20 protein-coding genes are annotated in these 22396 nt (G+C 72.4%); 11 read left to right on the forward strand and 9 right to left on the reverse strand.

All coding sequences use genetic code 11. The features are described from left to right. Together ETD96_RS44570 and ETD96_RS10645 are read left to right on the forward strand one after the other, a co-directional pair. Window positions 1-866, forward strand: an 866-nt coding sequence (locus ETD96_RS44570) for a hypothetical protein (RefSeq protein WP_171068964.1), incomplete at its 5' end; no start/stop codon positions are given. Window positions 867-990: 124 nt separating this feature from the next. Next, complete coding sequence (locus ETD96_RS10645) at window positions 991-1413, forward strand: DUF3151 domain-containing protein (RefSeq protein ID WP_138636151.1); 423 nt, start codon at window positions 991-993, stop codon at window positions 1411-1413. Here the strand turns inward: ETD96_RS10645 and ETD96_RS10650 are convergent. After that, a complete protein-coding gene (locus ETD96_RS10650) occupies window positions 1400-2833 on the reverse strand; it encodes an FAD/NAD(P)-binding protein (RefSeq protein ID WP_138636152.1) in 1434 nt (477 codons plus the stop codon). The genes ETD96_RS10645 and ETD96_RS10650 overlap by 14 nt on opposite strands. A 120-nt stretch (window positions 2834-2953) precedes the next feature. Between ETD96_RS10650 and ETD96_RS10655 the strand changes: the two genes are divergently transcribed. The 3 genes from ETD96_RS10655 (at window position 2954) to ETD96_RS10665 (ending at window position 6350) form a co-directional block, all read left to right on the forward strand. Further along, window positions 2954-4075 (forward strand): helix-turn-helix transcriptional regulator, encoded by a 1122-nt coding sequence (locus tag ETD96_RS10655; protein WP_138636153.1) that lies wholly within the window; start codon window positions 2954-2956, stop codon window positions 4073-4075. A gap of 119 nt (window positions 4076-4194) precedes the next feature. Next, window positions 4195-5478 (forward strand): adenylosuccinate synthase, encoded by a 1284-nt coding sequence (locus tag ETD96_RS10660; RefSeq protein WP_138636154.1) that lies wholly within the window; start codon window positions 4195-4197, stop codon window positions 5476-5478. A 44-nt stretch (window positions 5479-5522) separates the two neighbouring features. Continuing rightward, window positions 5523-6350 (forward strand): glycerophosphodiester phosphodiesterase family protein, encoded by an 828-nt coding sequence (locus ETD96_RS10665; RefSeq protein WP_138636155.1) that lies wholly within the window; start codon window positions 5523-5525, stop codon window positions 6348-6350. Between the two features lie 26 nt (window positions 6351-6376). On the opposite strand, the gene ETD96_RS10670 is transcribed toward ETD96_RS10665, so the two are convergent. Next, complete coding sequence (locus tag ETD96_RS10670) at window positions 6377-7462, reverse strand: magnesium and cobalt transport protein CorA (protein ID WP_138636156.1); 1086 nt, start codon at window positions 7460-7462, stop codon at window positions 6377-6379. 374 nt (window positions 7463-7836) lie between these two features. On the opposite strand from ETD96_RS10670, the gene purD reads away from it, so the two are divergent. The 3 genes from purD to ETD96_RS10685 are packed head-to-tail and all read left to right on the forward strand — an operon-like array spanning window position 7837 to window position 11222. Further along, a complete protein-coding gene (purD, locus tag ETD96_RS10675; RefSeq protein ID WP_138636157.1) occupies window positions 7837-9096 on the forward strand; it encodes a phosphoribosylamine--glycine ligase in 1260 nt (419 codons plus the stop codon). A 15-nt stretch (window positions 9097-9111) separates the two neighbouring features. Continuing rightward, entirely contained in the window at window positions 9112-10422 is a 1311-nt protein-coding gene (purB, locus tag ETD96_RS10680) for an adenylosuccinate lyase (RefSeq protein WP_138636158.1), read from the forward strand. Between the two features lie 17 nt (window positions 10423-10439). Further along, entirely contained in the window at window positions 10440-11222 is a 783-nt protein-coding gene (locus ETD96_RS10685; RefSeq protein WP_138636159.1) for an MOSC domain-containing protein, read from the forward strand. Between the two features lie 19 nt (window positions 11223-11241). Here the strand turns inward: ETD96_RS10685 and ETD96_RS10690 are convergent, their stop codons facing one another. Further along, window positions 11242-12285, reverse strand: coding sequence for a suppressor of fused domain protein (locus ETD96_RS10690; protein ID WP_138636160.1), 1044 nt, complete (start codon window positions 12283-12285; stop codon window positions 11242-11244). A 276-nt stretch (window positions 12286-12561) separates the two neighbouring features. On the opposite strand from ETD96_RS10690, the gene murA reads away from it, so the two are divergent. Together murA and ETD96_RS10700 are read left to right on the forward strand one after the other, a co-directional pair. Further along, a complete protein-coding gene (gene murA / locus ETD96_RS10695; RefSeq protein WP_138636172.1) occupies window positions 12562-13848 on the forward strand; it encodes a UDP-N-acetylglucosamine 1-carboxyvinyltransferase in 1287 nt (428 codons plus the stop codon). A 776-nt stretch (window positions 13849-14624) separates the two neighbouring features. Next, window positions 14625-15953 carry a transcriptional regulator gene (locus ETD96_RS10700; protein ID WP_138636161.1) on the forward strand — a complete coding sequence of 443 codons (1329 nt, stop codon included), beginning with the start codon at window positions 14625-14627 and terminating at the stop codon, window positions 15951-15953. Between the two features lie 60 nt (window positions 15954-16013). Here ETD96_RS10700 and ETD96_RS10705 read toward each other — a convergent pair whose 3' ends face one another. From ETD96_RS10705 to ETD96_RS10715, 3 genes are all read right to left on the reverse strand, one after another. Then, window positions 16014-16928: an LLM class flavin-dependent oxidoreductase gene (locus ETD96_RS10705; protein WP_138636162.1), complete on the reverse strand. Its 915-nt coding sequence runs from the start codon at window positions 16926-16928 to the stop codon at window positions 16014-16016. Window positions 16929-17177: 249 nt separating this feature from the next. After that, window positions 17178-17651 (reverse strand): MarR family winged helix-turn-helix transcriptional regulator, encoded by a 474-nt coding sequence (locus ETD96_RS10710; protein ID WP_205719207.1) that lies wholly within the window; start codon window positions 17649-17651, stop codon window positions 17178-17180. 129 nt (window positions 17652-17780) lie between these two features. After that, window positions 17781-18728, reverse strand: coding sequence for a sigma-70 family RNA polymerase sigma factor (locus ETD96_RS10715; protein ID WP_138636163.1), 948 nt, complete (start codon window positions 18726-18728; stop codon window positions 17781-17783). 96 nt (window positions 18729-18824) lie between these two features. On the opposite strand from ETD96_RS10715, the gene ETD96_RS10720 reads away from it, so the two are divergent. Further along, the gene (locus ETD96_RS10720; protein ID WP_138636164.1) at window positions 18825-20228 is read left to right on the forward strand and encodes an MFS transporter; all 1404 of its coding nucleotides are present in this window, start codon (window positions 18825-18827) and stop codon (window positions 20226-20228) included. On the opposite strand, the gene hisC is transcribed toward ETD96_RS10720, so the two are convergent. Genes hisC through ETD96_RS10735 form a run of 3 tightly spaced genes read right to left on the reverse strand, consistent with a single transcriptional unit; the run spans window position 20225 to window position 22344 of the window. Next, on the reverse strand, window positions 20225-21304 hold the full coding sequence (hisC, locus tag ETD96_RS10725) for a histidinol-phosphate transaminase (protein WP_138636165.1): 1080 nt from the start codon (window positions 21302-21304) through the stop codon (window positions 20225-20227). The two genes, ETD96_RS10720 and hisC, sit on opposite strands and share 4 nt — an antisense overlap. 39 nt (window positions 21305-21343) lie before the next feature. After that, entirely contained in the window at window positions 21344-21619 is a 276-nt protein-coding gene (locus ETD96_RS10730; RefSeq protein ID WP_089328706.1) for a DUF6401 family natural product biosynthesis protein, read from the reverse strand. A gap of 50 nt (window positions 21620-21669) precedes the next feature. Next, on the reverse strand, window positions 21670-22344 hold the full coding sequence (locus tag ETD96_RS10735; RefSeq protein ID WP_138636166.1) for an NUDIX hydrolase: 675 nt from the start codon (window positions 22342-22344) through the stop codon (window positions 21670-21672). Window positions 22345-22396 lie beyond the last annotated feature (52 nt).

Raw genomic sequence — 22396 nt, forward strand, 5'->3', positions numbered from 1 at the left:
CCCCCGTGAAGACCTTCCCCCGTGCCCGGCTGCGGTCCCTGCGCAGCTCCGCCCGCCTGCTGTCCGCGCTCGCCCTGGCCGTGCCGGGCGCCGTCCTCGCCCTCGGCGCCGCGCCCGCGGCCGCCGCCCCCGGCGAGAACGCGCCCGTCACCTTCGACTTCGGCGACTGCCCCGACCACCTGCCCGTCGGCGCCGACCCCGCCAACTGGCAGTGCGCGGTCATCGTCCTCGGCGGCGGCACCATGAAGCTCGGCTCGATGACGCAGGAGATCACCGAGCCGATCTCGATCACCATGCAGGGCGGCTTCGACCCCGCGACCTCCGAGCCCATCAACATCTTCGTGAGCATGCGGTCGAAGGCGATGACCGTGCCCGGCGGCGCGCTCGGCATCCCGGGATCGGAGACCCTCCCGCTGCTCGGCCTCAAGGTCAAGACGAACTACGTCGGCAACTTCAGCCTCTTCACCACCGACCAGGGCGAGTACGCCTCCACCATCGACATGAGGATCAAGCTCAAGAACGACCTGCTCGGCGACGACTGCTACATCGGCTCCAAGAAGGCGCCGGTCTCGCTGAGGCTCGTCGGCGACGGCGACTCCGTCGAGTGGTTCGACAACGCGATCGCCATGAAGATGAACGACACGACGTTCTCCGTGCCCGCGAGCAGCTGCGGGCTCCTCGGCTGGCTCGTCGACTTCCGCTCCGGGCTGCCGTCGGCGTCCGGGAAGAACTCCGCGAACTTCCAGATGTACCTGGCGAGCAAGAGCTACACCGAACTGTTCCCGGCCATGCGGACCAAGGCGACGGCCACCACCGCGCCGAAGCTGACCGACCTGGTCTCGTCCCTGTTCAAGACCACCAAGTAACGGACGCCATGCGCGCGGGCGCGCCCCGGCTCCGGGGTGCGTCCGCGCACTCGTCCCGCCGCCCGCGGCCCCGGTCCCTCCTGCCGCGCCCCGGGTTGCCGGGCGCGCAACGCGCCTGCTTACGATGGCCCGCATGACCCAGAACCTGCTCGGCGGCCCTCCTCCGACCGAACTCCCGGACAACACCGAAGCCCGGACGGCCTTGGAGAACGGCGTCGACCCGTTCGAAGTCGCCGCGCGCCACCCGGACTACCCCGGCGCGTGGGCCGAGCTGGCCGACCGTGCCTTCGCCAACGGCTCCGTCATCGACTCCTACGCCTTCGCCCGCACCGGCTACCACCGGGGCCTGGACCAGCTGCGCCGGGCCGGCTGGAAGGGCCACGGGCCCGTCCCGTGGGAGCACGAGGCCAACCGCGGCTTCCTGCGCGCCCTGCACGCCCTCGGCCGCGCCGCCGCCGCCATCGGCGAGGAGGACGAGGCCGAGCGCTGCAAGGCGTTCCTGCGCGACAGCAGCCCCGCGGCCGCCGACGCCCTCAACGGCTCCTGATCGAGCGGGCCGCCCGGTGCGCCCGGGCGGCCACGCCCGGAACGCCCGACACGAGGAACGGCCCTCCGCCGGCCAGGTCCCCGACCACGTGCAGGCGCTGATCGGGGCGGTCCCCGAGGAGGAGCCGGCCCGTGCCGGGGTCGATCGCGAGGCCGCCGTCCGGGTCCTGCGCGGCGCCCTGCGCCAGCAGGGACGAGGCGAGCGCCTCCGCCGCCCGGGGGATCGCGTGCGGCGGCGGGTTGATCGCGTTGATCACGGCGTCGGCGGTGCGGACGCCCGCCGCGTGCGTGATCCGGAACCGGCGGCCGGCCTCGATCTTCTCGATCCCGGACAGCGACTCCAGCGTCCCCGCCTCGAACAGCTCCAGGAGCACGGCGGCGTTGCGGGGCACCATCGGCGAGGCCAGGCTCGTGACCGTGCGGAAGTGGCGGGCGCGGAGCCGCTCCCGGTCGCTCGTCGCTAGCAGCCGCCATGCGAGGGGGCCGGCGGTGTGCGCGGCCTCTTGAACGATGCGGCGGGCGAGTTGCGGGGCGTCCACCAGGGCCAGTTGCTCGCGCAGGTTCTCGGCCGGGTCCCGGCGCATCGCCGCGGCGATCCAGGCGGCCAGGTCGTCCCAGCTCTCGCCGCGTTCCGCCAGCTCCGCGCGGATCAGATCGGCGAATCCATCGAGGGTGACGGGACCCTTCAGGGAGCGCAGCCGCTCGGGCGTCAGGTGCCGGATGTTCGTCTCGGCCGGACGCTGCCAGACGAACGGGAGCGTGCCGCTTCGCGACACCAGGCTGATCCGGCCGGTGTGCCCGCGCGCGGCCAGCGACACCACGATGTCGACGGCGGTCAGGCCGCCGCCGATGACGGCCACGTCCCGTCCGGACGGGATGTCCGCGAGGGTCCGTTCCAGCGGGTAGGGGTCGGCGGTGAAGCCGGGCGCGCCCGCCAGCCCGTAGTGGTCGCGGGGCGTGCCGCCGCCGACGCACAGGACGACCTGGTCGGCGGTACGAGTCCGCCCGTCGGCCGTCCGGACGGTCGGGCGGCCGTCCGGACGGCCTTCGAGGGACACACCGGTCACTGCCGAAGAAATGACTTCCGTGTTAGTGAATCGGGCCAGTGCGGCCTCGGCCGTGTCGGCCAGGTACCGCCCGTAGACGGCGCGGGGCGGGATCGGGCTGCCGAGGCGCTCGTCGGTGTAGTCGGCGGCCCGCCCGTCCAGCCAGCGCGCGTAGTGCTCCCGGTCCCCGAACCGGATCGACATGATCGCCGGCGGGGCGTTGACGAGGACGGAGTCCAGGTCGGGCCGGTACGGACGGCCCCGCCACGGCGCGGCCGAGGGGTCGAAGACGGTGACGGTCCGCACGTCCGAGGGGTCGAGGGCGTCCAGCAGCGCGACGGCCGCCGCGCCCGCCCCGATGATCGCGATGTCCATGCCGCCGAGCCTCGCCGCCCGGCCGCGCCCGGCCCATCCCGCGGGGCGGGGGACCCGCCCGCGCCGGAATCCCCCGTCTGAGGGGGTACGGCGGCGCGCCCCGGCGGGCAGACTGAAACCATGATCGACCAGCGGGAACGGCGGGCCCTCCTCGACGCGGCCGCACGCGCGGGGGACGCGTCGGACCTCTTCGCCGCCGCCTCGGCGCGGCTCGGCCGGCTGGTCGGCTTCCAGGCGGCGGCCTGGTCGGCCACCGACCCCGAGACCGGGCTCGTCACCGCGCCGATGCGGGTGGAGAACCTGGGGCGCGGCGAGGACTGCTTCGCCTACTGGGAGTGCGCGCTCCTGGAGGAGACCGTGCTGCCGTTCCGCGAGCTGGCCCGCGCCGCCGTCCCCGCCGCCGGGCTGGCGGCGGGCACCGACGGGCTGCCCGCGCGCAGCGCCCAGTTCCGCAAGCTCCTCGACCGCCAGGGCGTCGGGGACGAGCTGCGCGCCGTCCTGCGGACCGGCGGGCGGCCCTGGGGCGTCGTCAGCCTGTTCCGCGAGAAGGGCCGCGAGCCGTTCGGCCCGGCGGAGATCTCCCTGGTCGCCGGGCTCTCGGCGCCGCTGGCCGACCGGCTGCGGGAGCTGGCCCGGCCCGTCCGGACGGCGGAGCCCGCCGCCGCGCAGGACCCCGGCCTCATCCTGTTCGACGCGGCCGGCACGCCCATCTCGATCAACGCCGAGGCCCGCCACCACCTCGACCGCCTCCCGGACGGCCCGACCGTCCCGTCCCCGCTGGGCCCGCCGCTGCCGGTCTGGCTCGCCGGGACGGCCGCGCAGGCCCGCGCCGTCGCCGCCGGGCACGACCGCGGCGCGGCCCGCATCCGGATCCGCGCCCGCGACGGCCAGTGGCTCGTCGTCCACGCCTCCTGCCTGGACGGCGCCCCCGGCGGCGCGCCCGGCCCGACCGCCGTGGTCGTCCAGCCCGCCACCGGCTCCGACATGGCGCCGGTCATCGCGGAGGCGTACGGGCTGTCCGCCCGCGAGCTGGAGATCACCCAGCTGGTCGCGCGGGGCCTGGCGACCGGCGACATCGCCGCTGAGCTGGTCATTTCCCCACATACCGTCCGCGACCACGTCAAGGCGGTGTTCGCCAAGACGGGCGTGACGAGCCGCGGCGAACTCGTCGCGAAACTGTTCGCGGAGAACTACTGGCCGCGCCGTGCCGAGCGCCGCGCCGCACGCCCTCCGGGGCGCTGACCAGCGGGGCGGATCGGGCTCCGGTTTCCTTGCGGCCGAGGTGCGGGTACGCTTTGATCGCAAGAGGCCCCTTCGCGCTTGCGGCGACCGGGGCCTTCGTCGTGGGAAGGAAAAGTGGCATGCCTGCCATCGTTCTTGTCGGTGCCCAGTGGGGAGATGAGGGCAAGGGCAAGGCAACAGACCTGCTCGGCGGGGACGTCGACTACGTCGTCCGCTACCAGGGCGGCAACAACGCCGGCCACACGGTGGTCATCGGCGACAAGAGCTACGCGCTGCACCTGCTGCCGTCCGGGGTCCTGTCGCCCGACGTCGTCCCGGTGATCGGCAACGGGGTGGTGATCGACCCGGCCGTGCTGCTCCAGGAGATCGACGGCCTGCGCGAGCGCGGCATCTCCTGCGAGCGCCTGATGATCTCGGCGAACGCGCACCTGATCATGCCGCACCACCGTGCCCTCGACAAGGTCACCGAGCGGTACCTCGGCAAGGCCCGGATCGGCACGACCGGGCGGGGCATCGGCCCCACCTACGCCGACAAGATCAACCGCATGGGCATCCGCGTCCAGGACCTGTTCGACCCGAACATCCTCACGCAGAAGCTCGACCTGGCGCTGCGCGAGAAGAACCAGGTCCTGACGAAGGTCTACAACCGGCGCCGCATCGAGACGGGCCCGATCGTCCAGGAGTACCTGGCCTACGGGGAGCGGCTGAAGCCGTTCGTCGCCGACACCACGCTCGTGCTGAACAAGGCCCTGGACGACGGCAAGGTCGTCCTTCTGGAGGGCGCGCAGGGCACGCTGCTGGACATCGACCACGGCACGTACCCGTTCGTGACGTCGTCCAGCCCGACGGCGGGCGGCGCGTGCGCGGGCTCCGGGGTCGGCCCCACGAAGATCACCCGCGTGATCGGCATCCTGAAGGCGTACACGACCCGCGTCGGCTCCGGGCCGTTCCCCACCGAGCTGCTGGACGAGCAGGGCGAGTACCTGCGCAAGACCGGCGGCGAGTACGGCGTCACCACGGGCCGCGACCGCCGCTGCGGCTGGTTCGACGCCGTCATCGCCCGGTACGCGACCCGCGTCAACGGCATCACCGACTACTTCCTGACGAAGCTGGACGTCCTGTCCGGGCTGGAGCGGGTCCCGGTGTGCGTCGCCTACGACGTGGACGGCGAGCGGGTCGACGAGCTGCCCACCACCCAGACCGAGTTCCACCACGCCAAGCCGATCCTGGAGTACCTGGACGGCTGGCAGGAGGACATCACCGCCGCGAAGAAGTTCGAGGACCTGCCGGCGAACGCGCAGGCGTACGTCCGGGCGCTGGAGGAGATGTCCGGCGCGCAGATCTCGGCCATCGGCGTCGGCCCGGGCCGCGACCAGACGCTCTCCCTCCGCCCCCTTGTCTGACGTTCTTCACCCGGCGTTCAGTCACGGACGGTAACGTGCGTGCGGTGATCTCTACCGTCGAGGTGCACGGGCACCGGGGCGCGCGCGGCCTCCGCCCGGAGAACACCCTCCCCGGTTTCGTCCACGCCCTCGACCTGGGCGTGGACGCGATCGAGCTGGACGTGGGCCTGTCCGCGGACGGCGTGGTCGTGCTGAACCACGACCAGGTGCTGTCGGCGCGCAACCTCGTGGACCGCGGCCCCGCCCAGCCCGACGACCCCGACTTCCCCTACGTGGGCAGGCCGATCCGGGAGCTGACGCTGGCGCAGCTCCGCACGGTGGACGCGGGCGCGCATCTAGGGATGCCCGGCACGGGCATCCCCACGCTGGCCGAGGCGTGCGCGCTGCTCGCCCCGGAGGCGGAGGTGGCCCTCTCCGTGGAACTCAAGACCGATCCGACCTGGACGGACGAAGAGGTCGAGCTCTTCACCGCCGTCGTGGTGGACGTCCTGAGGTCGCATGGCCTGGCCGGTCGTGCACGGCTGCTGGCGTTCGACTGGCGCATCCTGGCCGAGGCGCGCAGCCACTACCCGGAGCTGGGACGTGTGGCGCTGATGGAGCGCAAGACGCTCGTCCCGGGCACGGCCTGGCTGGCGGGCCTCTCCCCGGCCGATCCGGTCGCCGCCGCCCTCGCGGCCGGTGCGACCGCCGTCTCGCCGGAGCACGCCATCACCACGCCAGAGCTGGTGGAGCAGGCCCACGCGCTGGCCCTGTCGGTCATCGTGTGGACGGTCAACGGCCAGGACGACATGGCCCGCTTCATCGAGTACGGCGTGGACGCCATCGTCACCGACTACCCAGACCGCCTCCAGGACGTCCTGGCCGCGGTCTAGGCGGGCGAACGGTCGAGAGGTGTGGTCTAGAGCCAGCCGTTGCGGCGGAAGCCCCTGTAGAGGGACAGGCAGGCCAGGCCGATGACGCCGAGGATCAGCGGGTAGCCGTAGTGCCACTGGGTTTCGGGCATGAACTTGAAGTTCATCCCGTAGACCCCCGCGATGGCGGTGGGGACCATGAAGATGGCGCCCCAGGCGGAGATCTTGCGCATGTCCTTGTTGTCGGCGACGGTGACCTGGGTCATGTGCGCCTGAAGGATCGGGTTGAGCAGCTCGTCGTAGGACTCGACCTGCTCGCGGACGCGGGTGAGGTGGTCCTCGACGTCGCGCAGGTACTCCTTTATCTCGGCGGGGACGAACCGGCGCCCGGAGAGGTTGCGCAGCGGCCCGGCGAGCGGCCCCACGGCGCGCTTGAGCTGGATGACCTCGCGCTTGAGGCGGTAGATGCGGCGCGACTCGTCGGTGCGCTCGGGGGAGAAGACGGCCTCTTCGACCTCGTCGATGTCCTCCATGACGGCGTCGGCGACGCCGACGTAGCCGTCCACGACGCGGTCGGCGACGGCGTGCAGGACGGCGGCCGGGCCGAGGGCGAGCCGGGCCGGGTCGTGCTCCAGGTCGCGGCGGACGGTGCCGAGCTCGCCGTGGGTGCCGTGCCGGACGGTCACCACGAAGTCGGGCCCGCAGAACAGCATGATCTCGCCGGTCACGACGACCTCGGCGCCGCCGGGCTCGCTCGGCACGTAGCCGACGGTCTTCATCACGACGAAGTGCACGTCGTCGTAGCGCTCCAGCTTCGGCCGCTGGTGGGCGTGGATCGCGTCCTCGACGGCGAGCGGGTGCAGGCCGAAGACCTCGGCGATGTCGGCGAGTTCGGTGGCGGACGGCTCGTGGAGCCCGACCCACACGAAGCCGGCGCTGTCGCCGGCGGGGGTCAGCCGGCCGTCGCGGATCATCCGGACGGCGTCGGCGACGGTGTCGGTGCAGACCCGGTGACCGTCGATGTAGGCGGCCCAGTCGATGACGGCCGAATCGCGGTTCGGAGCCTGCACGCCGCTGGGGCGGCCGCGCGTCTTGAAGAGAGCGCGGCCCGGACGGACTCGTGTCATGGCCATGAGGTGCTCCTAACCCGCCGGCCACACGCGCGCAGCGCGCGCTCAACCCAGGCTGATCAGCGAAGGGAGCGCGCGAAGGCGATGGCCGGGCGCCAGACGGAGGCGGACGGAGGAACAGTCCTGTGCGGACTGTGAGGGTTTTCCGGCGAACTGCAAGTATCGCCAGGACTCATCCCGACCACCTCCTTTCACACGCCTCGACACCGGGCGGTCAAGCCCGTCGCAGCTTACCAGCCGACATTTAGGACGCTGCCCATAACGGCGAGGTTCACGCGCCAGGGGTGTGACGGTGACCTCAGTCGTCCCAACACCCGCGGCGGCGGGGCTTATGCCCGCCCTCCCCGCGCGCGCCCGGATCTGTAAGCTCGCGTGACGTGCGAGTACTCGTCCTTGGATCGGGTGGCCGCGAGCACGCGCTCGTCCGCGCCCTGCACCGCGACCCCACCGTCACCGCCCTCCACTGCGCCCCGGGCAACCCGGGCACGGCCGAGATCGCGGACAACCACCAGCTCGACCCGTGCGACCCGACGGCGGTGACCGAGCTGGCCGAGCGGCTGCGGGTCGACCTCGTCGTCATCGGCCCCGAGGCGGTGCTGGTCGCCGGGGTGGGCGACGCGCTGCGCACGCGCGGCATCCCCTGCTTCGGCCCGGACCGCGCCGCCGCCCGCATCGAGGCGTCCAAGGCGTTCGCGAAGGAGATCATGGCGGCGGCGGGGGTGCCGACCGCCGACGCGCGGGTCTGCGAGACGACCGCGCAGGTCGAGGAGGCGCTCGACGCGTTCGGCCCGCCCTACGTCGTGAAGGACGACGGCCTCGCCGCCGGCAAGGGCGTCGTCGTCACCGAGGACCGCGACGCCGCGTCCCGGCACGCCGCCGCCTGCGAGCGCGTCGTCATCGAGGAGTTCCTCGACGGCCCCGAGGTCTCCCTGTTCGCGCTGTGCGACGGCCAGCACGCCGTCCCGCTGCTCCCCGCACAGGACTTCAAGCGCGCCTACGACGGCGACGACGGCCCCAACACGGGCGGTATGGGCGCCTACACGCCACTCCCCTGGATCTCCCCAGAGCTGGTGGACGAGGTCATGTCCACGGTCGTCCAGCCCGCAGTGGACGAGATGCGCCGCCGTGAGATCCCTTACGTCGGGACCCTGTACGCCGGTCTGGCGCTGACGTCCAAGGGCGTGCGGGTGGTGGAGTTCAACGCGCGCTTCGGCGACCCCGAGACCCAGGTCGTCCTCGACCGGCTCGCCACTCCCCTCGCCAAGCTGCTGCAGGCGTGCGCGATCGGCGGGCTCGACCCCGCGTTCCGCCCCGAATGGCACCCGGGCTCGGCCGTCACGGTCGTCGTCGCGGCCGAGGGCTACCCGTCCGCCCCCGTGAAGGGCGACGAGATCACCGGCCTGGACGAGGCCGCCGAGGTCGAGGGCGCCTACATCCTGCACGCGGGCACGAAACCGGGCGGGGAGGGCCGCCTGGTCGCGAGCGGCGGCCGCGTCCTGAACGTGGTGGGCACCGGCCCCGACCTCGCCGCCGCCCGCGCCGCCGCCTACGAGGCCGTCTCCAAGATCTCGCTGCGCGGTTCCCACCACCGCTCCGACATCGCCGAGAAGGCCGCGCGCAACGTCGTCGCTGGGTAATGGGACAATCGTCGGGTGATCGAGCGGTACACACTTCCGGAGATGGGGCGCGTCTGGAGCGACGCGCACAAGTACGAGCTGTGGTGCCAGGTGGAGGTCCTCGTCGTCGAGGCCCACGCCGAGGCCGGCACCATCCCGCCGGAGGTGGTCGAGCCCGTGCGGAAGGCGCCGCCGCCGACCCCGGAGGCGGTGCACGCGATCGAGGCGGTCACGCAGCATGACGTGATCGCCTTCCTGTCGGCGTGGGCGGACAACACCGAGCCCCGCGAGGCGGCCCGGTACGTCCACTTCGGCATGACGTCGTCCGACCTGCTGGACACGGCGCTCGCGCTGCAGCTCGCCGAGGCCACCGACATCCTGCTCGCCAAGGCCGACACGCTCGTCGCGACGCTGCGCGACCACGCGCTGGCGCACAAGGGCACGCTGCGGGTCGGGCGGACGCACGGCATCCACGGCGAGCCCGACGTGTGGGGGCACCGCGTCGCCGACTTCGCGTTCGCGATGGCCCGCTCGCGGGACCGGCTGCGCCGGGCGCGCGAGGCCGTCGGCGTGATGGCGATCTCCGGCGCGGTCGGGACGTACTCCAACATCGACCCCGCGGTCGAGCTGCACGTGGCGCGCAAGCTGGGCCTGAAGCCGGCGGACGTGTCGACGCAGGTCGTGATGCGCGACGGCATCGGCGAGTGGGTGTCGGCGCTGGCGATCATGGCGACGGTGTGCGAGGCGATCGCGCTGGAGGTGCGGCACGGGCAGCGCACCGAGGTCCGCGAGCTGTGGGAGCCGTTCGGGAAGGGCCAGAAGGGCTCGTCCGCGATGCCGCACAAGAAGAACCCGATCATCTCCGAGCGGCTCGCCGGGATGGCGCGGATCGTGCGGGCGCAGATCGTCCCGGTGCTGGAGGGCATCCCGCTGTGGCACGAGCGCGACATCTCGCACTCGTCCACCGAGCGGATCGCGCTGCCGGACGCGTCCATCGCGCTCGACTACATGCTGAACCTCACGAACCGGCTGATGTCCGGGCTCGTGGTGGACGAGGCGCGGATGACGGAGAACCTGGAGTCGACCGGCGGCCTGATCTACACCTCGACCGTGCTGCTGGAGCTGGTCGAGGCGGGCATGTCCCGCGACGACGAGGCGTACCCGCTCGTCCAGAAGGCCGCCATGGAGACCTGGGAGACGGGGACGCCGTTCCGCGAGACGCTCCGCGTGCACGCCTCGGAGGCGGGCCTGGCGCTGGACGAGAAGCGCCTGGACGAGGTCTGCCGCCCGGAGCGCTTCGTCGAGCGCCTCGGTCCGGTCTTCGACCGGCTCGCCGACCTGAGCTGAGAACCAAGGAGGGGGCCTTGAAGGGGACCCTGACCGAGCTGAACGCCTACCCGCTCAAGAGCGGCGGCGGCACCGCGCTGCGCAGCGCCGAGCTGACGGCCCGGGGGCTGCCGTTCGACCGCGAGTTCATGCTCGTCAGCCCCGGAGGCCGCTACCTCTCGCAGCGGGAGTTCGCGCGGATGGCGCTGCTGCGCCCGTCCTACGACGGCGAGGTCCTGGCGGTGCGCACCGCCGGGGCCGCGCCGCTCGTCCACAAGGCTGTGGACCACGGCGAGGTCCTGGACGTCCGCGTCCAGCGCAAGGACTGCCTGGGCATCGACCAGGGCAACGAGGCCGCGGCCTGGTTCTCGGAGTACCTCGGCGAAGAGTGCCGTCTTGTGCGCTTCACCGGCCGCAGGGAGACGTCCAGGGGCGGGGGTGAGGTGATGTTCGCCGACGGGTACCCGCTGCTGATCATCTCTGAGGAGTCCCTGGACGACCTCAACACGCGCCTGGACGAGCCCCTCCCGATGAACCGGTTCCGTCCGAGCCTCGTCATCGAGGGCCTCGGCCCCTACGGCGAGGACGACGTGCGCCTGCTGCGCGTCGGCGAGGCCGTCATCGAGATGGTCAAGCCGTGCACCCGGTGCCTCATCACGACGACCGACCAGGAGACCGCCGAGCGCGGCCGTGAGCCGCTGCGGACGCTCGCCGCCTACCGCAGCCGGGACCGCGGCATCCAGTTCGGCTACAACGCCGTACCGCGCGCCCTGGGCACGCTCACGGTGGGCGACGAGGTCGAGGTCCTGGAAGCCCGCTGAGGGCCGCCCAGGCTGGGGCTCAGCCGATGACCTCGCCGGTCTCCTCGCCGTAGCGGTCCTTCATCGCGGTCGGGACGATCTCCACGGTGAGCCCGGGGAGCGAAGCGATCGCCGTGCGGCCCGCAGCGGCCGGCATCGCGACCGTGAGGTCGTCCAGCGCGGCCGGGGGCACGTGCACCTCCAGCACGCCCTCCTCCGGCTCCGCGACGGCGAACGCGTCCGCGGGCAGGAACGCGATCACCGTGTCCTCCGTCCGCAGGACCAGCTCGCGCCCGAACGGGAGGCGACCGCGCAGCGAGTCGGCGATCGCCGGGGCCTGCAGCGCGCCGAGCCGCAGCGTCGTGGAGCCGCCGTCGCGCTCCCAGTGCGCCGTGGACACGTACAGCATCCCGCCGCTGGAGCCGTCCCGCGCGATGCCCTCCTCGACGGCGCGGGCGACCTCGGGGTCGGCCAGCAGCGACCGGCGGTCGATGTCGGTCACGAAGAGCGGCAGGTGCGGGGCGAGCGCCGCCGTCAGCCCGTCGGCGTTCCACCGGCGCAGCGCGTCGTACTCCTCCATCGCGAGCCCGACGACCTGGAGGAACACGACCTTGCCGTGCGGCGTGGAGATCTCGCCCAGCTCCGGGTCCTGGACGAACGTCACCGCGCGGATCTCCGAGTCCTCGCGGTCGGCGGCGATCGGCCCGTTGACGTTCATGTGGTGGCCGGCCTCGAACCAGTTGCCGGACGTGAACACGTACCGGCCGAGGTTCTGCAGCAGGTTCGCCGCCCACACCGGCGGCTTTTCCTCGGCGGGGTCGCGGGCGAGCCGGAACGTGAACTCGAAGCCCCAGCCCGACTCGTCCGGGTCCTCCGATTCCTTCGTGTACAGCTCGGTCATGCCATAGGACACGAAATGCCAGTGCGGGACGGGCTCCGTCCGGGCGTAGATGCTGATCCCGTCGAGCGGGTCCGGACCGCCCAGCGCCCATTTGTGGATGGTGCCGAGATGGTACGGCTCGGTGTCGCCGTAGAGCGGGCGGAGGGCGGCGTCGATGGCGTCCCAGCCGGGCGATTCGTCCATGAATGATCACGATAACCGTCCCTGCGGTGATGCGCCGCCCCTAGGCTCACCTTGGGAAATTTCCTGGGGGAGTGCGAACTTTTGGCGTGTCGCGGAGGTCTCACCTAGCAGACTGGCGCCAGGGTGGCGCGGACCGGACGGCACATGTCCGAGCCGGTGGTTTACTGGGGTCGCGTTGGCGCAGAGGGGGGACACCGTTCGGCGCGCTCGGCCCTCGTGCTCCCACTTGATGGCAGGCACCTACCCGCACCCGAGAAGGAGTTAGGCGGCATGAGCATGGGCCACGAGGTTCGCTACCGCGTGCGCGGCGGCCGGCAGCTGCACGGCACGGTCTTCATCCAGGGGGCGAAGAACGCCGTCCTGCCGATGATCGGTGCCTCGCTGATGGCCGCCAAGGGACGGACCGTGCTGCGCAACGTCCCGATCATCGAGGACGTGCGGCGGGCCGTGGAGCTCGCCCGCGCCGTGGGCGCGAAGGCCGAGCTGCACGAGACCGAGCGGACCCTGGTCATCGACGCCTCGTCGCTGAACAGCCCCGTCCTGCCCGCGGACATCGCGTCCCGGTTCCGCGGCTCGTTCCTGTTCGTCCCGGCGCTGCTGCACCGCCTCGGCGAGGCGGTCATCGAGGGCGTCGGCGGCTGCAACCTCGGCAGCCGCAACCTCGACTTCCACTACAACGGCTTCAAGCGGATGGGCGCCACGGTCACCGAGCAGGTGGCCGACAACGGCGACGGCATCATCCACATCAAGGCGGGCGACCTGCGCGGCGGGACGCTGTACTGCGACACCCCCTCGCACACCGGCACCGAGAACCTGATCATGGCGGCGGCGCTGGCGCACGGCACCACGCTGATCAAGAACGCGGCGCTGGAGCCCGAGGTGCTCGACAACATCGCGATCCTGCAGGCGATGGGCGCCAAGATCAGCGGCGGCGGCACCGGGTTCATCACGGTCGAGGGCGTGGACGAGCTGACCGCCGTCGAGCACACCGTGATGCCCGACCGGATCGACGCCGGCGTGTTCGTGATGGCCGCCGCGATCACCGGCGGCGAGCTGAGCCTCGTCGGCGCGTCGCTGGAGCACCTCGGCGTCGCCGCCGACAAGCTGGAGCAGATGGGCGTCGAGTTCCACCAGCAGGGCGCCGTCCTGCAGGTGCGCCGCGACCGCACGCTCCGCCCGATCAACGTCATCACCGACGAGTACCCGGGCTTCGCCACCGACCTGCAGTCCCCGATCATGGCGCTGTCGTGCCTGTCCGAGGGGCCGTCCTACATCTACGAGCGGATCTTCGACGGCCGGTTCAAGCTGGCCGACGAGCTGCGCAAGATGGGCGCCGACATCGAGGTGGACGGCAACCGCGCCAAGGTCAACGGCCCGCGGCCGCTGCGCGGCGCCGAGGTCGAGGCGCACGACCTGCGCTGCGGCAGCGCGCTCGTGCTCGCCGGCCTCGCCGCCGAGGGCGAGACGACGATCACCTCCGCCTACTACCTGGACCGCGGGCACGCCCACACCGCCGAGCGGCTGTCCCAGCTCGGCGCGGAGATCGTCCGCGAGGAGGGCTAGCCCCTCGCGGGCCCGGAAACGGCCGAATGTGGCCCCGCCCTGACCAACTCCGGGTTCGCACCTGACGGGGCGTGTAACGCCCGGACTGGAATTTCCAGAGCCAAGCGTTACCGGACGACTACGCACCGCCGCCGGCCCTTCTCGCACGCACCGCCGGACCGGCGCCCTGACCTGGGAGGAATCTCGGAAAGCGCGCCGGATCCGGCCGGTTCGTCATCCGGCGATAAAGCACCGGCGATGATCACCGGACCCGCCTGGACGGATCACGCGTCTTTCGACTGCCGTCGGCATCGACACGTCCGTATTTCGGCCCCCGGGTAAACCAAACCGGCACCGCAGGGGTCCCTCCTGTACATGAGAGCGTCAGGAGGGGCCCTTCGCCATGATTTCGGGTCTTGTTTTTCAACTTCGGACGTCCGAAGATGCTGGATCGAGACTGCCCGAATGGTGACAAATTACTGACCAGGGGGTCGCGTAGGTTACTTTTTCGCCGCACTCTTGATTCGATTTCGCGTCTGGGCGTCACATCTCGTCGCCTTGACCCGATCTGCCAGGCAGAGGGCCCCCGTCCGCTGGGGGCGGGGCCCACGGGACGGCTCCGTCCGCCTCCGCGGAGGCGGGAGGGGCCGCGGGAAGGCGAATCGCACGGAACGCGGTGCTGGGTCAGAAGGCAGGGGCGGACAAGCCATGAGTCAACCGTTGGGCGAGACGTGCGCGGACAGGTGGTCGGGGCGGTGCCCCCGCCGAGAGGACGGACCGGAAGCGAGCGATCATCGATGACGGCGGCACGCACGGGGTCGGTCACGCCCGATCTCACGATCGGCGTCGTGGGCCCCCACGACCTCGTCGAACGGGTCATGCTGATGGGCCACGGCCCCACCCCGGTACCGAGCCGGCTGGTGGCCGCCGCGTACCGGGACGAGCAGGAGGCGGCCGACAAGGTCGTGCGTCTGGGATCGGGCGTCGACGTCTGCCTGTTCGCCAGCCCCGTCCCCTACGACTTCGCGCGCAAGGCCGGCGTGCTCACCATGCCCGCCACGTACGTCCCGCTGAACGGCGCCGCCCTCCAGGGCGCGCTGCTGCGGGCGTCCCTCGACGAGCGCTTCGACCCGGCCCGGGTCAGCATCGACGTGCTCGGCCGCGCCGAGGTCGAGGAGGCGTACTCCGAGATCAGCCTCGGCACCGAGCAGGTGCACCTGCGCGAGGAGGCCGCCGGCCCCGGCACGCTCGCCGCGTTCCACGAGCGCCTGTGGCGGCGCGGCGCCACCACCGTCGCGATGACCTGCGTGCACGCGACCGCCGAGCGGATGGAGATGGCGGGCGTCCCGACCATCCGCGTCCGCCCGACCGGCGCCGCGATCCGCAGCTCCCTCCAGACGGCCGCGCTCCTCGGCGCGCACCACCGCCTCGAAGAGTCGCAGCTCGTCGTCGTCCTGGTGGACGTCCCGACCCTCCGCGAGACGCCCCGCCGCGTCACGCCCCGCTACTGGCGGGACGAGCTGAAGCTCGCGCTGCACCGCGTCCTGCTCCAAGAGGCGCACCGGATGAACGCCTCGGTCTGGCCCTTGGACGACCACAGCTACCTGGTCATCGCCACACGCGGCTCTGTAACGACGTCCACCGAGGGCTTCCGCACACCGCCCTTCGTGGAGCGCGTCCGTGAGGAGCTGGGCCTCGCCATAGAAGTGGGCATCGGCATGGGCCGCACGGCTCACGAAGCCGAGAACCACGCCCGCGCCGCCTTGGCCCGTTCCCAGAGTTCCCAGCGCGCGCAGGGCTTCGCCTTGGACCGCGATGGCCGCGCCTTGGTCCCCGCTCCGCGCACGCCCCCGCGCACCCAGCCGCAGGCGAAGCCGAAGGGCCTGGAGATCCTGGCCCGCCTGGCCGACAAGCTGGGCGACCAGGAGCAGCCCCTCATCGTGGACGCGGAGAACGCCGGCAAGATGCTCGGCGTCACTCCCCGCACGGCCCGCCGCCTGCTCCGCACCCTGGTCGAAGAGGGCCTGGCCTGGCCGCTCCCCCCGAACCGCACCCCGCAGCCGGGCCGCCCTCGCCAGCTGTACCGCCTGATCGTGGAGAAACTGGGCCCCGCCAAGACGACGTGACGGTGAGGGCTGATGGAGCGCAGCCCCGCGCTTCATCAGCCCGTCACGGCGCCAGAGCGCTCAGCCCCTCTCCTTGGCGACCGCTTCCCGCACGGCCGGAACGACCTCCCCCGCCCAGCGCCCGAGGGACGCCGCGTCCGGCGTGCCGCCGTCCGGCGAGAAGAGCATGAAGCCGGACGCGCCGTGCTCCAGCACCGCGCCGGTCAACTCCTCGGCCCACTGCTCGGCCGACCCGCCGATCCAGCGTCCGGCGTCGTCCCGGGTGGCGGGCAGCGGGCGGTCGGTGATGCGCCCGGGGAAGTTGAAGACCGTGCGGATCTCCTGCGGGTCGCGGCCCGCCGCCGCGGCCGCCTCGTCGATGACCGGACGCGACGTCCGGTACCGCTCGCTCAGCCAGTCCGCCGCGTGGCCGGGGATCCAGCCGTCGGCCGCCCGGCCCGTCGCGGCCAGCGACTTGCGGCCGACGGACCCGGTCCACACCGGCGGCGCGGCCGCCGGGGCCGGCGCGATCCCGTCCACCCGGTAGTGGCGGCCCGCGAAGGTGACCGGCGGACCGCCGCCGGACAGCTTCTTGACCAGGACGATCGCCTCCTCGAAGGCGTCCACCGCCTCGGCCGGGGAGAGCCGCGGCACCCCCATGTCGGCGATGCGGTCCCACAGGCCGCCGGCGCCCATGCCGACGACGACGCGACCCCCGGACAGCGCCGCCAGCGACGTCACCGTCCGCGCGAGCATGGGTGCGGGCCGGGTCGGCAGGTTGGTCACGTTGGCGAAGCCCGCGATGCGCTCCGTCCGCCCGAGAAGGAACCCGATGGACGCGTAGGCGTCGAGCCGCTCACCGAGGTAGGGGTGGTCGGACAGCGAGAACAGGTCCAACCCGTCCCGATCGGCCCGCTCCACCATGCGCATCAGCGCGGGCTGGTCGTCAAAGGTGCTGTGCGCTCCGAAACCGAAAACAACATCATGTGCGGTCATTGCCGTGCCTTTCGTTCACTTGGGCCCTCACCACGCCTACGCCTCAAGCGCGCGCTCGCCCGTGCTCAGCCCAGGCGCCGAGAACACCGCGTCCGGCCGAGCCAGGGCGCCTTCGCGCCACGGGACGCACCGCCCTCGCACTCCTCGCGCAGGCCGCACACGTCACGAAAGAAGGCTCGAGTTCGTAGTACGAACCGTAACAGTTCGTCCTACGAACAACAAGACCGCGATCACGAAATCGGCTTCGACTCAGGCCGTGGGCGTCTCCTCTTCCGGTTCCTTGAAGACCAATGGGGCCTCATTGTCGAGAACGATCCGGCCCAGCAGGCGGGCGAGCAGCTCGCGCTCCTCCGGGCTGAGGCCCGCCGGCAGCTCGTCGATCCGCCGGCAGGTCTCGGCGTAGAACTCGCCGGCCAGCTCCGCGCCCCGCTCGGTCAGCGCGACCCGCACCGCTCGCGTGTCCCGCGGGTCCGCCTCCCGCCTGACCAGGCCGTTCCGCTCGGTGCGGTCCACCAGCCCGGTGAGGCTCGACTTGGCCAGCCGCAGCATCGCGCCCAGCTCGCTCATGCCGTACGACCGCGACATCAGCACGCAGAGCAGCTGCCCCTGCTGCGGGGTCACCCCGTACTCCCGGCCCGACTCGGCGTACACCGCGTTCACCAGGAACGAGGACCGCACGAGCGCGGCCACGACCCCGATCCGCCCATCTTCTTGCTCAGCCACATGGCCAGGCTAACACCGGGCACCTTCGATAATTCGCGCAACGAACTGCGCCGATGCGCCCCGGCTCCCTGGCATGCTCACCGACATCGCCACCGCGCTCGCCGCTCTGTCAGTGGTGCTGAGCAGATGTCACCGAGGGGCGATTGTTACTGGGAGGCCGAAGCGGTCCAGGAGGTCGGGGTCGTGGAAGGCGGTCACGGCGGCGATCGACGGGCCGCGCAGGGTGAGGACTTGGACGGCGAACGCCTCTCCGTCCACGTACATCGCGAAACCCGGTTGGCCGTTGGCGCGGAGCGGGAGCAGGCGGACGCGCTTGGCCTGGAGTCTGGCCGCGAGCAGCCCGATGACATTGTCGCGGCCCGAGAACCAGGCGGGGTTGGGCGGCATCTGCCACACCGCGTCCTCGGTGAGGAGCCTGGTCAGCATGGCGATGTCGGCGCGTTCGAAGGCGTCGGCGTAGCGGTCCAGCAGGGCGCGCTGCTCTCGTTCGGCGGGTTCGGCGATCTCGTCTGCCGCCGGTTCCAGGCGGTCCAGGCGGGCGCGCGCCCGTTGGAGGGCGCTGTGCACGGCGGCCGGGGTGACGCCCAGGACGTCGGCGGCCTCCTCGGCCGGCCAGGCGAGTACGTCGCGCAGTATCAGGACGGTCCGCTGCTGCGCGGGCAGGTGTTGCAGGGCCGCGATCAGGGCCAGGCGGAGCCCGGCCCGTCCGGCGACGATGGCCGCCGGGTCGGCCTGCGCGTCGGGGATCGGCTCCAGCCAGGGAACCTCCGTGTCGCGGGGGCTGGGCGCGGTCGGGTCGGTGGACGGGCCGCCCAGGCCGGCCGGCAGCACGCGGCGGCTGCTGTGCCGCAGCGCGTTGAGGCAGGCGTTGGTGGCGATCTTGTAGAGCCAGGTGCGCATCGAGGCGCGTCCCTCGAAGTCGCGGTACGAGCGCCAGGCCCGCAGGTAGGTCTCCTGGACGAGGTCCTCGGCGTCCTGCACCGACCCCAGCATCCGGTAGCAGTGCGTCAGGAGTTCGCGCCGGAACGGCTCGGTCAGGCGCGCGAACTCGTCATGCGGCTGTTCGACCATGGTCATGTGATACGCCTCCCTCGCTTGTACGGACACCCGTGCGGGGGCGTATTCGTCGGGTCGTGCCCGGCCGATTCCGCCGCGCCGCCGGTCGGTACGGACATGGACAGAAGATGGGTTCTCGGGCTCGCCTCGGCGGCCTCCGTGATGGTGGCGCTGGACGGCACCGTGGTGGCGACGGCGCTGAGCCGGATCCGGCTGGATCTCGGCACCTCGATCGAAGAGCTCGAATGGACGGTGAACGCCTACAGCCTGAGTTTCGCCGTCCTGCTGATGACCGGCGCCGTGCTGGGCGACCGGTTCGGACGGCGGCGGGTGTTCACGCTCGGGCTGGCGCTGTTCACCGCGGCCTCGGTGGCGTGCGCGCTGGCGCCGGGCGTCGGCTGGCTGATCGGCGCGCGGGCGGTGCAGGGCGCCGGCGCGGCCCTGGTGATGCCGCTGGCGATGTCGCTGCTCAGCGCCGCCTATCCGCCGAAGGACCGGCCGCAGGCGCTCGGGCTCTTCGCCGGGCTCACCGGGCTCGCGGTCGTCGCCGGGCCGGTGGTGGGCGGTGCCGTCACCGAGGGCCTCGCCTGGCAGTGGATCTTCTGGCTGAACCTGCCGATCGGCCTGGTCGTCGTCCCGCTGGCGCTGCGCCGGATCCCGGAGAGCCGCGGCGGCGCGGCCCGGGTGGACGCGGCCGGACTGCTGCTGGTCAGCGGCGCCGCGCTCGGGCTCGTGTGGGGGCTGGTCCGCTCGCAGGCCGCCGGATGGGGCAGCGTCGAGGTGGCCGGGTCGCTGGTCGCGGGCGTGGTCTGCGGCGTCGGTTTCGTGGTCTGGCAGCGGGCCGCCGCGCAGCCGATGGTGCCGTTGGGGCTGTTCCGCCTGCGCGGGTTCGCGGCGGGCAACGCCGCCGGGCTCTTCCTGTACGCCTCTCTGTACGGCTCGCTGTTCTTCGCCGCGCAGTACTTCCAGACAGGGCGCGGTGATGAGCCGCTGGCGGCCGGTGTGCATCTGCTCGCGTGGTCCGGCTCGGTCTCTCTCGTGGCCGCCGGGGCGGGGCGGCTGGTGAACCGGGTCGGAGCCCGGCCGCTGGCCGCGGCGGGCCTGGCGTTGCAGGCGGCCGGGATGGGCTGGCTCGCGCTCGTCGCGACGCCCTCGGTGCCGTACTGGGAGCTGATCGCGCCCATGCTCATCGCGGGGGCGGGCGTGAGCACGGCGATGCCCGCCGCCCAGAGCGCCGTGCTCAACGCGGTCGCGCCCGAGCAGATCGGCAAGGCGTCCGGCGTGTTCAACACCGGACGCCAACTGGGCGGCGTATTCGGCGTCGCCGTGCTTGCCCTCGTGTTCGGCCATGCCGGCGGCTACGCGGGGCCGGGCGCGTTCACCGACGGGTACGTCGCGGCGACCGCGATCAGCGGTCTGCTGTCGCTGGCCGGTGCTGTGGCGGCCCTGGCCATCCCGGGCCGCCACGCTGCTCCCGCCCCGGCCATGCGCCGCACGGTGACGGCGGCCGGTCGTCCCTAGTTGCGGTGGGGGAAGGCCCTGGCGACGGTCAGGAAGGCGTCGTTCTCCTCCGGGGAGCCGATGGAGACCCGGGCGCCTTCGCCGGCGAACGGGCGGACGCTCACCCCGTGGGCGTCGCAGGCGTCGGAGAACTCCATCGTCCGGTCGCCGAGGCGCAGCCAGACGAAGTTCGCCTCGGTCGGCGGGACCGTCCAGCCGTCGGCGAGCAGGGCGCCGCGGACGCGGTCGCGCTCCTTCACCGTGCCCTCGACGCGCTCCATCAGCTCGTCGGTGGCCTTCAGGGACGCGATGCCGGCGGCCTGGGCGACGGAGTTCACGCTGAACGGCAGGAACGTCTTGCGGATCGCGCCCGCCACGTCCGGGTGCGCGACGAGGTAGCCGATGCGCAGGCCCGCGAGGCCGTACGCCTTGGAGAACGTGCGCAGGACGGCGAGGTTCGGGCGGTCGCCGCGCAGCGTGAGGCCGTCCGGAACCTCGTCGTCGCGGATGTACTCGCGGTACGCCTCGTCCAGCACCACCAGGCAGTCGGCGGGGACGCGGTCGAGGAACGCCTCCAGCTGGGCGCGCCGGACGATCGTGCCCGTCGGGTTGTTCGGGTTGCAGACGAAGACCAGCCGGGTGCGGTCGGTGATCGCGTCGGCCATCGCCTCCAGGTCGTGGGTCTCGTCCTTCAGCGGCACCTGGACGCCCGTCGCGCCCGACAGCGACACGAGGAGGGGGTACGCCTCGAACGACCGCCACGCGTACACGACCTCGGCGCCCGGCTCGGCGACGGCCTCCAGCAGCATCTGCGTCATCCCGACCGAGCCGCAGCCGACCGCGACGTGGTCGGCGGGGACGCCGCAGAACGCGGCGATCTCCTCGGTCAGCGCGGTCGCGTTGTTGTCGGGGTAGCGGTTGACGTTCCGGGCCGCCTCGGCGATCGCGTCCACGACCGACGGCAGCGGGCCGTGCGGCGACTCGTTGGACGACAGCTTGTACGAGCGGCCCTCGGGCGACACCACGACCTTGCCGGGCTTGTAAGCCACGAACCGGTCGAGGACGGAGCGGAAGCGTGGAGTGGTTGCCTCGGACACCGTTGTCCTCCAGATTGCACAGGGGTGATGACCCTCAGCCTACGCAGCGTCCCTCATCATCCAGCAAACGGCCACGATCCGGACGAACTCCCAGTCGCCGGGGTCGTGCGGCCACCAGCCCCGGTTGAAGGCGTCCTCCGCGAACTCCGTCAGGTAGCCCATCAGCTCGTCCGGGCCCGGGGCGCCCAGCTCGTCGCGGAGCGCGGCCACATGCTGGTCGACGGCGGCCGCGAGGCCCGGGGAGCCGGCCATCTCCTCGACGCCGGCGTCCCCGATGTCGCGGACGAGCAGGCCGAGCGCTTCGTCACCGTTCACAGCAGCCGAAAATAGCAACCGCCCCCCGGTGGGCGCGACGTCGCCCCAGGTCAAGCCCGCGGACGCAGCATCGGCGGGCGGAGCTGCCGGGCGTCGCCGCGGCGGTACAGCCGGGCGGGGCGGCCGCCGTCGCGCGTCGTGGTCTGGTCGGTCGGGATGAGGAACCGGTCGGCGCCGGTGACCTTCCGGTGGAAGTTCCGCGGGTCGAGGCTGGTGCCCCACACGATCTCGTAGACGCGGCGCAGCTCGGCGACGGTGAACTCGGGCGGGCAGAACGCGGCGGCGAGCGAGGTGTACTCCAGCTTCGCGCGCGCCCGCTCCATCCCGTCGCAGAGGATCCGCCGGTGGTCGAACGCGGCCCGGTCGTGGTGGACGAGCTCGTCCACGGCCGTCCACAGCACCTGGGCCCGGCTGGAGGCGGGCAGGTCGGGCGCCAGCCCCAGGTAGGCGACGCTCACGACCCGCTGCCGGGGGTCGCGGTCGGGGTAGCCGTAGGTGGCGAGCTGCTCCAGGTGGATGCGCACGTCCGCGAGGCCGGCCCGCTCCGCCATCAGCCGGGACGCGGCGACCGGCAGGTCCTCGTCCAGCTGGATGAAACCGCCGGGCAGCGACCACGCTCCGTCATAGGGCGCCCGGTCGCGCCGCCACATCAGCGCGCACAGACGCTGCTCCCGCACGGTGAGCACGACAAGATCGACGGAGACGGCGAGCCGGGGCACGGACATGCTTCGAACTTAGCGTCAGTGGACGTCCCCTAACGCCAAGAAGGCCCGGCGG

It is taken from the genome of Actinomadura geliboluensis (assembly GCF_005889745.1).
Classification (GTDB): Bacteria; Actinomycetota; Actinomycetes; order Streptosporangiales; family Streptosporangiaceae; genus Spirillospora; species Spirillospora geliboluensis.

Bases quoted from the DNA above. Each gene is read 5' to 3' on its own strand.
- ETD96_RS10645 (WP_138636151.1), top strand. From the start codon at position 991: ATGGCCCGCATGACCCAGAACCTGCTCGGCGGCCCTCCTCCGACCGAA.
- ETD96_RS10650 (WP_138636152.1), bottom strand. From the start codon at position 2,833: ATGGACATCGCGATCATCGGGGCGGGCGCGGCGGCCGTCGCGCTGCTG.
- ETD96_RS10655 (WP_138636153.1), top strand. From the start codon at position 2,954: ATGATCGACCAGCGGGAACGGCGGGCCCTCCTCGACGCGGCCGCACGC.
- ETD96_RS10660 (WP_138636154.1), top strand. From the start codon at position 4,195: ATGCCTGCCATCGTTCTTGTCGGTGCCCAGTGGGGAGATGAGGGCAAG.
- ETD96_RS10670 (WP_138636156.1), bottom strand. From the start codon at position 7,462: ATGGCCATGACACGAGTCCGTCCGGGCCGCGCTCTCTTCAAGACGCGC.
- ETD96_RS10690 (WP_138636160.1), bottom strand. From the start codon at position 12,285: ATGGACGAATCGCCCGGCTGGGACGCCATCGACGCCGCCCTCCGCCCG.
- murA (WP_138636172.1), top strand. From the start codon at position 12,562: ATGGGCCACGAGGTTCGCTACCGCGTGCGCGGCGGCCGGCAGCTGCAC.
- ETD96_RS10700 (WP_138636161.1), top strand. From the start codon at position 14,625: ATGACGGCGGCACGCACGGGGTCGGTCACGCCCGATCTCACGATCGGC.
- ETD96_RS10705 (WP_138636162.1), bottom strand. From the start codon at position 16,928: ATGACCGCACATGATGTTGTTTTCGGTTTCGGAGCGCACAGCACCTTT.
- ETD96_RS10715 (WP_138636163.1), bottom strand. From the start codon at position 18,728: ATGACCATGGTCGAACAGCCGCATGACGAGTTCGCGCGCCTGACCGAG.
- ETD96_RS10720 (WP_138636164.1), top strand. From the start codon at position 18,825: ATGGACAGAAGATGGGTTCTCGGGCTCGCCTCGGCGGCCTCCGTGATG.
- ETD96_RS10735 (WP_138636166.1), bottom strand. From the start codon at position 22,344: ATGTCCGTGCCCCGGCTCGCCGTCTCCGTCGATCTTGTCGTGCTCACC.